Annotated in this window: 15 protein-coding genes; 4 read left to right on the forward strand and 11 right to left on the reverse strand. The window is 74.2% G+C overall.

What is annotated here, in order from left to right; all coding sequences use genetic code 11:
- Positions 1–35: 35 nt before the first annotated feature.
- Both C892_RS0102800 and C892_RS0102805 read right to left on the reverse strand, forming a co-directional pair.
- On the reverse strand, positions 36–968 hold the full coding sequence (locus C892_RS0102800; protein ID WP_026124100.1) for an endonuclease/exonuclease/phosphatase family protein: 933 nt from the start codon (positions 966–968) through the stop codon (positions 36–38).
- 433 nt (positions 969–1,401) lie between these two features.
- Complete coding sequence (locus C892_RS0102805) at positions 1,402–2,190, reverse strand: SDR family oxidoreductase (RefSeq protein ID WP_051060462.1); 789 nt, start codon at positions 2,188–2,190, stop codon at positions 1,402–1,404.
- Between the two features lie 268 nt (positions 2,191–2,458).
- Between C892_RS0102805 and C892_RS0102810 the strand changes: the two genes are divergently transcribed.
- Both C892_RS0102810 and C892_RS0102815 read left to right on the forward strand, forming a co-directional pair.
- Positions 2,459–3,730 carry a sensor histidine kinase gene (locus C892_RS0102810; protein WP_017555962.1) on the forward strand — a complete coding sequence of 424 codons (1,272 nt, stop codon included), beginning with the start codon at positions 2,459–2,461 and terminating at the stop codon, positions 3,728–3,730.
- On the forward strand, positions 3,682–4,329 hold the full coding sequence (locus tag C892_RS0102815; RefSeq protein WP_017537793.1) for a LuxR C-terminal-related transcriptional regulator: 648 nt from the start codon (positions 3,682–3,684) through the stop codon (positions 4,327–4,329). The genes C892_RS0102810 and C892_RS0102815 overlap by 49 nt, the downstream gene beginning before the upstream one ends.
- Positions 4,330–4,409: 80 nt before the next feature.
- On the opposite strand, the gene C892_RS32765 is transcribed toward C892_RS0102815, so the two are convergent.
- Together C892_RS32765 and C892_RS0102820 are read right to left on the reverse strand one after the other, a co-directional pair.
- Complete coding sequence (locus tag C892_RS32765) at positions 4,410–4,595, reverse strand: DUF397 domain-containing protein (protein ID WP_083934306.1); 186 nt, start codon at positions 4,593–4,595, stop codon at positions 4,410–4,412.
- The gene (locus tag C892_RS0102820; RefSeq protein ID WP_017555963.1) at positions 4,582–5,358 is read right to left on the reverse strand and encodes a helix-turn-helix domain-containing protein; all 777 of its coding nucleotides are present in this window, start codon (positions 5,356–5,358) and stop codon (positions 4,582–4,584) included. Before C892_RS0102820 ends, C892_RS32765 begins: the two co-directional genes overlap by 14 nt.
- Positions 5,359–5,458: 100 nt before the next feature.
- Between C892_RS0102820 and C892_RS28455 the strand changes: the two genes are divergently transcribed.
- Entirely contained in the window at positions 5,459–5,716 is a 258-nt protein-coding gene (locus C892_RS28455; protein WP_017555964.1) for a hypothetical protein, read from the forward strand.
- A gap of 83 nt (positions 5,717–5,799) precedes the next feature.
- Here C892_RS28455 and C892_RS0102830 read toward each other — a convergent pair whose 3' ends face one another.
- Positions 5,800–7,785: an AMP-dependent synthetase/ligase gene (locus C892_RS0102830; RefSeq protein ID WP_017555965.1), complete on the reverse strand. Its 1,986-nt coding sequence runs from the start codon at positions 7,783–7,785 to the stop codon at positions 5,800–5,802.
- A 156-nt stretch (positions 7,786–7,941) separates the two neighbouring features.
- Complete coding sequence (locus C892_RS0102835) at positions 7,942–8,676, reverse strand: sporulation protein (protein ID WP_017555966.1); 735 nt, start codon at positions 8,674–8,676, stop codon at positions 7,942–7,944.
- Positions 8,677–8,845: 169 nt separating this feature from the next.
- Between C892_RS0102835 and C892_RS0102840 the strand changes: the two genes are divergently transcribed.
- The gene (locus C892_RS0102840) at positions 8,846–9,895 is read left to right on the forward strand and encodes a M14 family zinc carboxypeptidase (protein WP_239647239.1); all 1,050 of its coding nucleotides are present in this window, start codon (positions 8,846–8,848) and stop codon (positions 9,893–9,895) included.
- Between the two features lie 124 nt (positions 9,896–10,019).
- On the opposite strand, the gene C892_RS0102845 is transcribed toward C892_RS0102840, so the two are convergent.
- The 5 genes from C892_RS0102845 to C892_RS0102865 form a co-directional block, all read right to left on the reverse strand.
- Positions 10,020–11,285, reverse strand: a complete 1,266-nt coding sequence (locus tag C892_RS0102845; RefSeq protein WP_017555968.1) for a multidrug effflux MFS transporter — start codon at positions 11,283–11,285, stop codon at positions 10,020–10,022.
- 247 nt (positions 11,286–11,532) lie between these two features.
- The gene (locus C892_RS0102850) at positions 11,533–12,768 is read right to left on the reverse strand and encodes an MFS transporter (RefSeq protein WP_083934307.1); all 1,236 of its coding nucleotides are present in this window, start codon (positions 12,766–12,768) and stop codon (positions 11,533–11,535) included.
- An 88-nt stretch (positions 12,769–12,856) separates the two neighbouring features.
- On the reverse strand, positions 12,857–13,288 hold the full coding sequence (locus tag C892_RS0102855; protein WP_017555970.1) for a MarR family winged helix-turn-helix transcriptional regulator: 432 nt from the start codon (positions 13,286–13,288) through the stop codon (positions 12,857–12,859).
- Positions 13,289–13,500: 212 nt separating this feature from the next.
- Positions 13,501–13,872, reverse strand: coding sequence for a DUF3037 domain-containing protein (locus tag C892_RS0102860; RefSeq protein ID WP_051060469.1), 372 nt, complete (start codon positions 13,870–13,872; stop codon positions 13,501–13,503).
- 11 nt (positions 13,873–13,883) lie between these two features.
- Entirely contained in the window at positions 13,884–14,651 is a 768-nt protein-coding gene (locus tag C892_RS0102865) for a HipA family kinase (protein WP_026124101.1), read from the reverse strand.
- Positions 14,652–14,783 lie beyond the last annotated feature (132 nt).

Raw genomic sequence — 14,783 nt, forward strand, 5'->3', positions numbered from 1 at the left:
CCCCATGGCGGTCACCCCGCCGGGCCGGCCGGGCGTCAGTAGGCCAGTTCGGCCACCGCCCCGCAGTGGTCGCTGCCGGGGACCTCACGGACCCCGGCGGAGCGGGCCTCCATGCCCCGGTAGAACACATGGTCCAGACGGACCATCGACGCGGACGAGGACCAGGTGAAGCCCGGTCCCCACCCGGCGGCGCGCTGGGCCTCGTCGAAACCGTCGAAGACGTCCATGGCGCGGTCCGTGGCAGCGGTGTTCATGTCCCCCGCGACCACCACCGGCCCCTCCCCCTCCGCTTCGGCATCGGCGGCCAGGGCCTCCAGGGAGTCGTTGCGCTCGCCGACGGCTCTGGGGCGCAGGGAGGCCACATGCCCGACCAGCACCACGACGTCGCCGCCGGGGGCGTGCACGGTCGCCCGGAGTCCCCGGAAGATGTCGAGCGGCGCGAGCCCGCCGACCGGGTGGCGGCTCCACAGGCCCACGGTGCCCTGGCGGATCCATGTCCCGTCCTCGCCCAGTGCGCTGGAGGCGCATTCGGCGGGTCCGGTGATCTCTTCGACCGCCACGACGTCGGCTCCCCAGCCGGAGGCCTCACGCAGGGCCCCGCACGGGTCGGGGTTCTCGGCGTCGATGTTGAGGGTGGCCACGGTCAGCCGTCCGGCGCCCGTGTCCGATCCGTTTCCTGCGCCCAGTCCGGGGACGTAGGCGGGGACGAACAGGAACGCCCACACCAGCGAGGCGACCCCGACCGCCGCGAGGCCCGCGCGGGAGCGGAGCAGGAGGGCCCCGGCGGCGGCGGGGAGGATCAGCAGCCCGACCCAGGGCAGACCGGAGTCGAGGAACACGCCGAGGTCCCCGGGGACGAGGCGGTGCCCGGCCAGGAGGAGCGCCGCCAGTGCCCCTGTACCGACTAAGAACGCATCACCGGCCCGGAGGCGTTTGCGGTGCGGTCCCGGACGTGTCGTCTCGCTCATGCCCCTCATCCTGGGTCCCCCTCATAAGAGCCACATGAGAACGGAGGTCCTCAGAGTGAGAGCCGGGCCGCACCCGTCGCGTTCGACGGCCGGCCGACGAGGCTGAAGGCGATCCACGGCCGCGACCGGTCAGGGCCCACAGGAGGGGGCCGGAGACAGGCATTCGGACCTCTCGCTCGCGCTCTTAGCGGATGAGTGCGGCGTAGCCGCTCCTCAATGATGGTCGAAGGGGTCGGGTCCCCTCAGAACTACGGGCTTTACGACGTAGATTCTAAGGCGGCGTCGCTTCCCTTCTCCCTAGCGCTCTGGGACACGCAACCGATACCGCACCCGCCCTCCCCTGCATCGCGGGACCCAAGACCGTTGAGGAGGTCCTGGAACGCCGCCGGGCGCGGCCATGGGCGGCCGGCGGCGGCGCCTGCGGCGAGCGCCTCTACCCCCGGCCGATGTAGGGCATGCCGGTGGCCATCAGCGTCATCCACTGCACGTTGGCCTCCAATGGCAGGGCCGCCATGTCGGCCACCGCGCGGGCCACGTACGCCGCGTCGAACACCGGCTCCGGGGCGCGGCCCCCGTCGGCCTGGAGCGTGCCCGCCGCGATGCCCTCGGTCAGCTCGGTCGCCGCGTTGCCGATGTCGATCTGCCCGCAGGCGATCCCCAGCGGCCGCCCCTCCAGCGCCAGCGACTTGGTCAGCCCGGTCACGGCGTGCTTGGTGGCGGTGTAGCCCACGGACATCGGCCGCGGCACCTGCGCCGAGACCGACCCGTTGTTGATGATGCGCCCGCCCCGGGGCTCCTGGCGGCGCATCCGCGCGAAGGCCTCCCGCGCGCACCAGAAGGCGCCCGTCAGGTTGACGTCGACCACCCGCCGCCACTCCTCGTCGCCGACCTCGTCCACCGGGGTCGGCGACGGCATCGCCCCGGCGTTGTTGAAGAGCACGTCCACGCGCCCCCAGCGCTCGTCCACGGCGTCGAACAGCCCCCGCACCGCGTCGGGGTCGGCCACGTCGGCGGGGACCGCCACGCCCCTGTCGGGCGCCGCGGACATGCGCGCGGTCTCCTCAAGGCGGTCCCGGCGCCGCCCGGCCAGGGCCACCCCGTAGCCGCGCCCGAGCAGCTCCACCGCCACCGCGCGCCCGATCCCGCTCCCGGCGCCGGTGACGACCGCCACACGCCCTTCGCCCTCGCCCCGATCCGGTGCCGCCGGTGCCGCTGCGCCCATCGCCGTCCGCTCTCCTTCCGCTCCGCATCCGCGGCCCTGCCGGGGGCCGCACCGCCCGGGAATCCTCCCACGCCCCTCCCCCGCCCGCCGCCGGGGCCTGCGGGGACGCCCGGGCAGGCCCCGGCGGGGGCCGGACGCACCGGCCCGGACGAGGACGGACAGGGGACCCCGCACCACTGCGCGCCGCCGCGCCCCCCGCCACAATGGAAGGGGCGCCGCACAGCGCCACCGCGGCCGCCTGCACCCGACACAGCCGAGGGAACCGCCGATGATCCGACCCGACCGCCCTGCCACCGGACGCCTGCTCCTGCTGTCCTGGTCGTTGCTGCTGGTGGCGCTCGCGGTCAGCGGGACGGTCCTGCTGGTGGTGTTCACCGTGTCCCTGGGGCTGTCGGCGATCTGGATCGGCCTGCCCATGGCGGTCATGGTCACCCCGCTCATCCGCAGCCTGGCCGACACCAACCGCCGGGTGCTGGGCATGTTCCTCGACGAGGGCCCCATCCCCTCCCCCTACAGCCCGCTGCCGCAGGGCACCCTGCCCGACCGCATCCGCGCCGTGTTCGCCGACCCCGGAACCTGGCGGGACATGGCCTGGCTGCTGCTCAACGGCACCGTGGGGGCGCTGCTCGCCGGCATGCCCGCGCTGCTCATCGGCCACGCCGTCTACCAGATCCTCTACGCCACAGTGCTGTGGCGGGCCGTTCCGGACCTGTACGGCCTGCCCGTGCAGGGCCAGACCGAGGCCTTCGTGGCGCTCGTCCCCGCCGTGCTGGAACTGGCGCTGTTCTGGACCGCCTCCCCCGGGCTGCTCCGGCTGTACGCCCGGCTGAGCCGGTGGCTGCTGGCCCCGACCGAGAAGGCCCGCCTGCACGCCCGGGTGCAGCACCTGGCCACCTCCCGCGCCGACACCATCGACGCCCAGGCCTCGGAGGTGCGCCGGATCGAGCGCGACCTGCACGACGGCGCCCAGGCGCGCCTGGTGGCGCTGGGCATGAGCCTGGGCATGGCCGAGGAGCTGATGGCCCAGGACCCCGAGACCGCCCGGCGGCTGCTGGCCGAGGCCCGCGAGGCCACCCGCCAGGCCCTGGACGAGCTGCGCGACCTGGTGCGCGGGATCCACCCGCCGGTGCTGGTCGAGCGCGGGCTGGACGGGGCGGTGCGCGCGCTGGCGGTGTCCCAGCAGCTGCCCATCGAGGTCGCCATCGACCTTCCCGGGCGGGCCCCCGCCCCGGTGGAGTCGGCCGCCTACTTCGCCGTGGCCGAGGTGCTGACCAACGCCGCCAAGCACTCCGGCGCCTCCCGGGCCTGGGTGCGCATCAACCACGTGCACGGCCGCATGGCGATCCTGGTCGGCGACGACGGGCGCGGGGGCGTCGAGGAGTCCGGGGGCTCGGGGCTGCGGGGGATCCGGCGCCGACTGGATTCGTTCGATGGGACGATGAACATCGTCAGCCCGGCCGGCGGGCCGACCATCGTGACCATGGAGCTGCCGTGCGCGTTGTCATCGCCGAAGACCTGGCCCTCCTCCGCGACGGGCTGATCCGCCTTCTCGAGGCCCACGAGTTCACCGTCGTGGCCGCCGTGGAGAGCGGGCCCCAGCTGCGGGACGCCCTGGTGGAGCACCGCCCGGACGTGGCGGTGGTGGACGTCCGCCTGCCGCCGACCTTCACCGACGAGGGCCTGCAGGCGGCGATCGAGGCGCGCGGGCACGTGCCGGGGCTGCCCATCCTGGTGCTGTCCCAGCACGTGGAGCCGCTGTACGCGCGCGAACTTCTCTCCGACGACCGCGGGGCGGTGGGCTACCTGCTCAAGGACCGGGTCTTCGACGTGGGGCAGTTCCTCGACGCCGTGCGCCGGGTGGCCGAGGGTGGTACCGCGATGGACCCGGCGGTCATCTCCCAGCTGCTGGCCAAGCACGGCGACGAGGGGCCGCTGGCGTCGCTGACCCCGCGCGAGCAGGAGGTGCTGGCCGAGATGGCCGAGGGGCGCTCGAACTCGGCGATCGCCGGGCGGCTCTTCATCACCGAGAAGGCGGTCAGCAAGCACATCAACAACATCTTCACCAAGCTGGACCTGCCGCCGTCCGGCGACGACAGCCGCCGCGTACGCGCGGTCCTGGCCTGGCTGAACAACAACTGAGGGGCGGCCTGAGGGGGCGGGGGACGTGTCCCGGGCCGGAACAGCAGGGGACACGCCTCTATCCGGCACGCGGTCGTGGGCTATGCCGAAAAGGCCTGCCCTTGAGCCTTGAGGAGCGCCACCCACTCGCCAGCCGGAACACCGAGTGTCAAGGCCGGATTCACCGTGTCCTGTACCTCGACCTCCCCGCTCGGCTCCACTCTCGCAGCCACGCATTCTCCCCGAACCTGACTGCGGCTGGACTTCGTGAATTCATGTGTAAGCACTGCGCTTCCTCTCTATCAGGGCCCGCGAGTCCGAGGGGTTGAGGGACCATGCCAACGCGGTGTTCAGCAGCCGGGAGATCCGCCGGACTTCGTCCGGCTCCGTGACCACTCGGCTGGAGACGGCGTCCTCGGTGTGCGCCAGGGCCGGGCGGTCGGCGAACTCTAGCAACCGGAATCCGCCTGTGGCCCAGACGGCGATCCCGACCCTCTGGGGAAGGACCAGGATGCGCACATCATCGGCACCGGCCAGGTGGTCCAATTGGTCCCGCATGATGGCCGCGTCGCCGACCGTATTCTCCAGCGCAGGCTCGAAGATCACGAACTGGAGCTCCCGTCCCCGCAGCTTGTCCAGGCGCGACGTCCGGGACAGGGCGACGGCCTCGATCCGTTCCGCCGACATGTCCGGGTTCCCTGCCCGCAGCAGTTCCCTCGCATAGGCCGCCGTCTGCAGGAGCCGTGGGACGACGAGCCCAGAGAACGCTGAAATGGCGGCGGCGCGGGCTTCCGACTCCACCGCCCGAGCCGCCCAGGACGGGAGCGCAGCCGCCTTGCCCTCCGACTCCCACGCGGCCAGAAGCCGTCCGCCCCCATCGAGAAACCGGTCCATGGCCTCGACCGCCGGCCGTTTCAAGGCGCGGGTGCCCCGTTCGGCTTTGGCCACCATGCTCGTACTGAGCGAGGCCGTACGCGCCAGTGCTTCACGGGAGGCGCCCCGCGCCTCTCGGAGTGCCTTGAGGTCGCTCGCAAAGCTCACGTGGACCATGCTGGCACAGCGGTCGGACACCCAGGGACGCCGATGGACGCCTGTGGACAGCCTCTGACGTGGACTATCGGACAGCGGCTGACCGATGGACCGTGAGCCCATGGACGCGAAGATCGTATTGAACCTCCTGAAGGCCCACTACGGGTGCCGCTGGCACATCCGCACCACCGGGACCCTGTGGATCGCCACAGCGGTGGACAAGGACACCGACCGCGAGCCGACCGTCATCGAGAGCGACCTCGAACGCTTCATCGCCAAGCTGGAGAACCCCGGACCCAGGTACGGGAACGGGCACCCCCTCCTCAAGGCCCTCGGCTGGACCGAGGACGCCCCGGGGCTATGGTCACCGCCCGAATGACCCGCGGCATGACCGGTCTGCGCCACGAACCGCGGCGTGAGGGCAGCCCGGTCCTCCCATGGCGCTCGGGCGCGGGCGCCTCCTCAGCCCTGCCTGCCGGGCTCGGGCGCGCGGTACAGGCCCTCGATCTCCTCGGCGAAGGCGCGCAGCACCGCGTCGCGGCGCAGCTCTCCGCTGGGCAGCACCAGGCCGCTCTGCACCGTGAACTCCTCGGCCAGCACGTGGAAGGCGCGCACCGCCAGCTGCGGGGGCACCGAGCGGTTGGCCTCCCCCACCGCCGCGCCGATCTCGCGCAGCAGGTCGGGGTCGGAGGCGATCTCCTCCGGCGAGGTGTTCAGCGGGCGGTTGTTCACCAGCCGCCAGTACTCCAGCTGGTCCGAGGCGAGCGTGACCAGCGCCGTGCAGTAGGGCCGCCCGCGCCCGATCACCATCGCCTGCCGCACCAGCGAGTGCTCGCGCAGCCGCCGCTCCAGGTCGGCCACCAGTTCCTCGGGGGTGGGCGGGGCGGGCTCGGCCGGGCGCTCGGCGACCGCGCCCCCCTGCACGGCCGCCCCCGGTTCCGCCGCCGCTGTCGCCGCTGTCGCCGCGGGGGCCGCGGGGGCCGCGGGGGCCGCGGGGGCCGCGCCCGGCGCCGCCTCGGCGGCGCGCGGCCGCGCCGGTGCCGCGCACGCCTGCACGCGCAGCCGCCCCCGCACGGTCACATACCCCTCGTCGTCGACGTCCCCGGTCACCCCGGTGGCCAGCCACCCGTCGCGCAGCGCCTCCCGGCTCGCGTCCGGGTCGTTCCAGTACCCGGGGAAGACGCCCGGCCCGCGCACGAACAGCTCACCGCCGGGCCCCGGGCGCACCTCGGCGCCCTCCAGGGCCCGCCCCTGGGTGCCCGCGCGCCGGTCCCGGGGCCCGTTGGCGCAGAACGCGCCGCCCGCCTCGGCCGTGCCCGCGACCTGCATCAGCGGCACCCCGGCGCCGTTGAAGAAGTGGTCCATGCGCGCGCCCAGCGGCTCGCCCGCGCACACCACCAGGCGCACCCGGCCGCCCAGCGCCTCGCGCACTCGGGTGTACATCCACTCGTACATCGCCTTGGACACCCGCCGCCAGGCGCCCTTGCGCCCGGCCTTGTCGAAGTCCACGGCCAGCTCGGTGGCGGCGCCGAAGGCGTTGTGGTTGTCCCAGCCGGTCTGGCGCGCCTTGTTCGACTCGGCGTTGTAGACGCCCTCCAGCAGCCGCGGGCCGGTCACCAGCACCGTCGGCTTGAACGCCCGCAGCTCGGCCTGCACGTCGGCCCGCGGCTCCAGCACCCCCAGCCGCACCCGCGCCAGCATGCAGGCGGCCAGCGCCGACTGCCCGAAGTGGCCGGCCAGCGGCAGCCGCATCAGCGCCGTCGCCTGGCCCGGCTCCACCCCCTCCAGCGCCGGCGCCAGTCGGCGCACCAGCGCATCGGCGGAGTCCAGGCGGTTGCCGTGGGTGAGCACCGCGCCCCGGCCCGGCCCCTCCACCGACGCCGGGTAGGCGATCACCGCCGGGTCCTCGCGCACCGTCTCCTCCATGCGGAACCGCACCGAGGAGGAGTCCATGTAGGCGCCGGGGCGGGTGACCGCCTCCAGCCCCTCGGGCCCGTCCAGGCGCCAGACCCGGCCCAGGTCCGGCACCTCGCGGGCGGCCGCGGTGGCCGCCTCGGCCTGGCGCCCGTCCTGCAGCACCACCGCGGCCGGGCGGCAGTCGCGCACCACCGCGAGCAGCCGCCGGGGCGCGCACGCGGCCGGCAGCGGCACCGCCACCGCGCGCACCGCCCAGACCGCGAACTGCAGCAGCACCTGCTCGTAGCGGGCGTCGCCGACCAGCACCACCCGGTCGCCCACGCCCACCCCGGCGCCGATCAGGCCCTTGGCGACCGCGGTGACCTCACTGAGCAGGCGGGCGGCGGTGACCCGCTCCCAGGCGCCGTCGTCACCGCGCCGGGAGACCACCTCGGTGCCGGGCAGCTCCTCGGCGTTGCGGTAGAGCACCTCGGCCAGCCCGCTCAGCGTCCCGGCCGGCACGGCCCCCTGCCATGCACCGCTCTCCCGCATGCGTCCGCCTTCCCGCTTCGGTGGGTCCGCACCCGAACCCCCGGCGGCGCCGGGGGTGTGCGCGTCGAATCCCGCCCACTGTGCCCGGGTGCGCACGCCCCGTCAACCCCGGTAAGGGCTTGCGCACAGGGCGTGACCAGGGGCGATCACCGCCTGTCAGGACCGGGCGGCCGCTTCCAGCCACGCGGTGAGCCCGGACACCCCCGGGGCCGGGTCGTCGTGGTCCACCGCGCCCCGCCAGGCCTGCCCGCGGCCGTCGGCGCGCTCGGCGGCCACCCGGCAGGAGCGCTCCCCGGTGACGAAGACCATGTCCACGTCCACCCCGCGCTCCGCCGAGCCCAGGCACAGCTGCTGGTAGAACGGCAGCCGCTGCTCCATCCCCGGCACCAGGCCGCGCTCCAGGCGCGCCCGGCGCACCGGCAGGCCGGCCTCCTCGGCCGCCTCCAGCACCGCGGCCTGCGAGGCCAGCGGCGCGACCGCCACCGGGTCCAGGTCCTCGGGGTCCACCGCGGCCGACACGTGCAGCTGGGTGTACAGCCCCACGCCCATGCCCGGGATCGCCCGGCCCCGGAACCGGGTCAGCGGCGTCTCCCAGGGCAGCGCCAGCTCGAAGGGGACGTCCACCCGGGCACCGGAGCCCAGCTCCAGGGCGTCCTTGACCCGCTCATGCTTGAGCTGCAGCTCGATGTCCCACTCGACCTCGCCCTTGTCCATCTCCGCGCGCGCCTGCAGGCCCACCGTGACCTCGTCGATGTGCAGGGCGACCTCGCCGCCCTCGACGTGCACCGTGCCGGCCAGCACCCCTCCGGGGCGCACCTCGCCCTCGCGCAGGACCGTCCGCACCGCGGCCCCGCCGAATCCCAGGCCGGCCAGCAGCCGCTTGAACTCCATCGTCGGCAACTCCTCACTCGCTCGCGCATCCGGGTGCCCTCCGAACCCTAGAGGGTCGGGGCCTCCGCCCGGTCCGATGCGGCGCGCGGCCACGCGGTTCCCGGTGCCCCCTCCCACCCGACATGCACACCTTGTGCCCCGGTGACCACTGCGTGCACAATTCCCGACCATGAAGCGAATCCGGCGCCTCGTGACGGCCCTCACCGCCGCCGCCCTCCTCTCCCCCCTCCTCCCGTCCCCCGCCGCAGCCGACGCTCCCCCCGCCCCCGGACGCCCCATCGACCCCCGCCCCAGCACCGAGCAGCTCCAGCGCCACCTGGACCGGATCGAGAAGAAGAGCCGCGGCGCCGTCGAGGTCGCCGCCATCGGCACCACCAACCAGGGCCGCCCCATCCTCAACGCCACGGTCGGCGACGGCCCCGTCCGGCTGATGTACATCACCCAGCAGCACGGCAACGAGCCGCTGGGCACCCCGGCCGCCCTCAAGCTCCTGGAGGAGCTGGCCACCGGGCCCGACCGCGCCGAGCGCGAGCTCCTGGACCGGGTCACCCTCGACATCGTGGTGCGCGCCAACCCCGACGGCCACGAACTGGACCAGCGCTACAACCACGACCCCGACGCCGACCCCGAGTACGGCGCCCCCGGCACGGGCTACGACCCCAACCGCTACCACGACCCGGCCCTGGCCCCCGAGGACAACCCGGTCCCCGAGGCCGCGGCCGTCCGGCGCCGGTACGAGGCCTTCGACCCCCACCTGGTGGTCGATTACCACATGCAGGGCCGCTACGCCGACGACGACGGCGAGGAGATCACCGCCTCGCTGATGTGGCCCACCCACCCCGACGTCTCCCCGGGCGCCGCCGCCCTGTCTCGCCAGGCCGTGGCGGTCTCGGCCGCGGCCATGGAGGACTCCTACGACGGCGCCAACGTCAGCCGCTACCCCGGAGGGAACTACCAGGGCATCGCCCGCAACGCCTACGGCCTCCTCGGCAGCGGAAGCGTCCTGGTCGAGCTGAGCGCCACCGGCCCCGACATGGAGCAGGCCCAGATCATCTCGGCCTACGACTCCATGTACGCCCTGGCCGAAGGGGCCGCCGACGGCTCGCTGTTCGCGACCGACCCCGCCGACGCCGACGACCTGCCCGAGCGCGGCGCCCCGCTGCCCCCGGCCCAGGACCAGGCCCAGCCCCTCCACGTCGAAGGCGATGACCTGGACTGACCGCCGCCTGGACTGACCACCGCCGACGACGAGGCGAGGGCCCGGGCGGAGCGCCTCCGCCCGGGCCCTCGCCCGCTCTCCCGGTCTCCCGGACCGCCGCGCGGCGCGCGGTGCGGTCCTCGGTTCAGGCCGCGGTGCGGGCCGCGCGGCGGGCGGTCACGGCGAACACCGCCGCGGCCGCCACCGCGATCCCCGACATCACCACCGCCATGCTCGCCAGGCTCGCCTGCCCGGTCGCGGTCATGCCCGCCAGCGACGACAGGCCCCCGCCCAGCGCGAACTGCATCGACCCCATCAGCGCCGAGGCCGTCCCCGCCACCGACGGCGACTGGCTGGAGATCGCCAGCGTCGTGGCGTTGGGGAAGACGAAGCCCACGCTGAACATCAGCGTCCAGAACACCGCGGTGAGCGCCGGCAGCGCCCAGGCCCCCGACACACCGGCCGCCGCCAGCGCGCCCAGCACGGCCACCGCCGCCAGCATCCCGGTCAGGCCCCCCGCCAGCCGCCGGGGCGTCTCCACCCTGCCGATCAGGTAGGCGTTGACCTGGGTGCCCAGCAGCAGCCCCACCGTGTTCACCGCGAACATCAGGCTGAACTGCTGGGCCGAGGCGCCGAACTCGTTCTGCGAGACGAACGAGAAGGAGCTGATGTAGGTGAACATCGCCCCGAAGGACAGCCCCAGCGTCAGCGCCGGCCCGATGAACCGCACATCGCGCAGCAGCCCGCCCACGGTCTGCGCCAGCGACCGGGCCCGCAGCGGGCGCCGCCGCCCGCTCGGCAGGCTCTCGGGCAGCCCGAAGAAGACCACCACCCAGCTGGTCACGGCCACCGCCGCCAGCACCGCGAAGCTCAGCTGCCAGGGCCCCACCCGCAGCAGCTGGCCGCCCAGCACCGGGCCCAGCAGCGGCGCCAGGCCGGTCACCAGCATCAGCCGGGAGAAGAACCGGGCCGCGTCGTCGCCCTCGAACATGTCCCGCACCACCGCGCGGGAGATCACCGCGCCAGCGGCCCCGGCCACCCCCTGCACGAACCGCAGCCCGGTGAACACCCCCGCCGAGGGCACCACCATGCACGCCAGCGAGGCCAGGGCGAACACCGCCACGCCCACCAGCAGCGGGCGCCGCCGCCCCAGGGCGTCGCTCAGCGGGCCGATCACCAGCTGGCCCACCGCCATGCCCAGCATGATCGCGGTCAGCGTCAGCTGGATCTGCGCCTCGGTGGAGCCCAGGTCCTCGGCGATCACCGGGAAGGCCGGCAGGTACAGGTCGGTGGCCAGCGGGCCGGTCGCCGTCAGTGTGGCCAGGACCAGGACCAGGACCGCCGTACGGCGGCGGCGCCCCGCACCGCGCCCGGGGTCCGCGCCGGGGGCGGGCGGCGGGGCTGCGGGCACGGAGGGCGAGGACGCTGAGGACACGCCGGGGGCTCCCTTCGACGGCGGCGGAAGAACGGGCGGACGGCTCCCCGAGGGGGCGCCGTCCTCCCCAACACATTCACCCATAGATCCCATCCCCCGACGAAGTGATTTTCGCCCCACGGCCGCCGGGGGGCACGGACGCCAGGAGCGGGGTGTGCGGGCACCGGGAGAACACACCGCGGGGGTCCGGGCCCGCCGGCCCGGACCCCCGCGCAGGAACACCTCAGCCCTTGAGCGCCCCTAGGTGGTGCCGGCGCGCCACCAGCACCCCCATGGCCACCAGGCAGCACACCGCGCCCACCGCGTACGGCAGCACCGGGCTGACCTCCTCGCCCAGCTTCGTGGCCACGAACGGCGCCAGCGCACCGCCCATCCACCGGACGAAGTTGTAGCCCGCCGAGGCCACCGGCCGCGGAGCGTCCGAGACCTCCATCGCCGCCTCGGTGAACACCGTGTTGTTCATCCCGATCGGCACACCGGTCAGCACCACGGCCGCCACCACGCCCGCGTGCACGTCCAGCCCCGCCGACACCGCGATCGCCGCCTGAAGCACCAGCAGCGCGCCCAGCGCCACGTGCAGCGTGCGCACCGACCCCAGCCGGTGCTGCAGCCGCGGCGCCACCACCACCGACGACACCGCCACCAGCACGCCCCAGGAGAAGAACACCGCCCCGATCCCGTAGGGCGACATCCCCAGCACGAACGGCGTGAACGCCAGCACCGTGAAGAAGGCGAAGTTGTAGAACAAGGCCGTGAACGCGGTCGTGGACAGGCCCCCGTGCGCCAGCGCGCGCAGCGGGTCGGCCAACCGCGTCTTGGCGGCCGGCTTGGGCGGCGCCTTCAACAGCACCGTGATCAGCAGGAAACCGACCGCCATCAGCACCGCGGTGCCGAAGAACGGCGCCCGCCAGTGCCAGTCGCCCAGCAGCGCACCGAGCAGCGGCCCCGAGGCGATGCCCACGCCCAGCGCCGCCTCGTACAGCACGATCGCCGACTCCATGCCGCCCACCGCGGCCCCGACGATCACCGCGAGCGCGGTCGCCACGAACAGCGCGTTGCCAAGGCCCCAGCCCGCCCGGAACCCGATCAGCTCACCGACCGAGCCCGACGAGCCCGACAGCGCGGCGAACACCACCACCAGGGCCAGCCCCAGCAGCAGCGTCGCCTTGCCCCCGATACGGCTGGAGATGAACCCCGTCACCAGCATCGCCACCGCCGTCACCAGGAAGTAGCTGGTGAACAGCAGCGACACCTGGCTGGGCGAGGCGTGCAGCCCCTCGGCGATCGACGGCAGGATCGGGTCGACCAGGCCGATGCCCATGAAGGCGACGACGGCGGCGAAGGCGGTCGCCCAGACGGAGAGCGGCTGGCGCCACGGGCTCGCCCCCGCCCCCGTCTTCCCGGTCCGGTCACCGGTCGCTGGGGCCGACCCGGCGGGCGGTAAATCAGTCGTGGACATAGGCGTCCCTTGACCTCCCAATTCGCTCGTCCGCACCGCGCGGACGGGGGACATTGCAACGATCCGGACGGGCGGCGGCCGGCGCGGCCTACTCCCCGTCCCTGCGAGCAGCGATCTTCCGCAGTGCCGGGAGCGCCGCCTCCACGGCCGCGCGCTCGGCGTCACTGAGCTCGCCCAGCCGGGCCCCCAGGAAGGCCGCGCGCGCGGCGCGCCCCTCCCGCAGCAGCTCGCGCCCGTGGTCGGTGAGCGCCACGGCCACCGCCCGGGCGTCCTCGGCGTCGGGGCCGCGCTCCACGGCCCCCAGCGCCTCCAGCCGCGACACGTGCGCGGTCATGGTCGGCGTGCGCACGCCGTGCTCGTGGGCCAGGGCGGTCATCCGCCGCGGCCCGCCGACCAGCGACCCGAGCACACCGAGCTGCTGGCCGGAGACCTGTTGGTGGGCGGTCGCCTGTCGGGTGAGCAGGACCAGCTCGCGCAGCGTGGAGGCGAGCTCGTGGGCGAGGTCGGGATGCTGTCGCACCCGGGCAGCATATGATTAGCTAGGCTAACTAATCAAATCGGCGCGCGGCTCTCTGCACACCTGTGCACGATGGCCCCGTCCGTGCGCAGGGGCACCCTGCACGACGAAGGGGCGGCCCGGGACGGCGGGCTCTGCCCGCCGTGCCCCCGGACCGCCCCTGAGACCTGTCCCGGCGCCCGTCCCCGACCCCCGTCCTGACACGGAGCCGGCGCTCAGCCGACCAGCGCGTCCGCCAGCCTCCCCAGCTCCGCCGCCGGATCGCGGGTCAGCCCCGAGTGGATCGGCCCCGGCTGCACGATCGTGCTGCGCGGAGCGGTCAGCCAGCGGAAACGCGCCCCCTGCGCCTCGGAGCGGGCCGGCCCGGCCTCGGCACCGCCGCGGCACACCCGCCGCACCGCCTCCAGGGCACGGCCGACCCCGTCCACGTCGACCTGCGGGTCGATCGCCCGCAACCGCTCGGCGTCCAGGGCGCAGTGCGCCTCCAGGTAGCCCGCCGACTTGCAGTAGACGATCACGCCCGCGTTGACCTGCTCCCCGCGCTCCAGACGCGGGATCACCCGCACCAGCGCGTACTCGAACACCATCGGCCCGCCGCTCACCGGCCCACCTCCGGCAGCCAGACGCGGTCGGAGGCCCGGGCGGCCAGGTGCTCCACATAGGCCTCGCGCACCTCCTGCGCCGAGGCGAACCCGGGCTCGTCGACCAGCCACTCGTCGGGGACCAGACCCGCCACCTCGCGCAGCAGGTCCTCGGTGACGCGCGGGGCCAGGTCGGCGTCGGCGGCGGCCAGGTCCGGCGCGGCGCCGGCCAGTACGTGGTCGGAGGCGTCGTAGGGGCGCCGGACGGCCGAGGCGGCGCCCTTCCAGTTGTGGTGGAAGATCAGGGTGGCTCCGTGGTCGATCAGGTAGGGCTCGCCGTGCCAGACGAGCATGTTGGGGTTGCGCCAGGAGCGGTCGACGTTGCCGGTGAAGGCGTCGAACCACAGGACGCGCCCGGCGAAGTCCGGTCCGGTCTCATAGACCAGGGGGTCGAAGCCCAGGGCACCGGGAAGGAAGTCCATGCCCAGGTTGAGTCCGCCGCTGGCCTTGAGGAGCTCCTGGACCTCCTCGTCCGGCTCGCCGCGTCCGATCACCGCGTCGAACTCCAGGCGGACCAGCTCGGGCACCGGCAGCCCCAGGCGCCTCGCCAGCTCCCCCGCCACGACCTCGGCCACCAGCGCTTTGCGGCCCTGCCCCGCACCGATGAACTTCACGACGTACATGCCGAAGTCATCGGCTTCGACCAACCCTGGGAGCGAGCCGCCCTCCCTCAGCGGGAGGACGTAGCGCGTCCCCGCAACTTCTCTCAGCACGCGCGCCAGGATATGCGCAGGACCGAGAGGAGGCCCCGAGCCCACCCCGCACGGCGGCGCGTTGTGGTGGTGAGTGCGGCGCAGCCGCGTCGATTACTTCTCTCCTTAGAGTGTGAGCATCGGAAAACCCACCTTGACGGTGTA

Origin of the sequence: Nocardiopsis baichengensis YIM 90130 (assembly GCF_000341205.1) — a bacterium.
Lineage (GTDB): Bacteria > Actinomycetota > Actinomycetes > Streptosporangiales > Streptosporangiaceae > Nocardiopsis_A > Nocardiopsis_A halophila.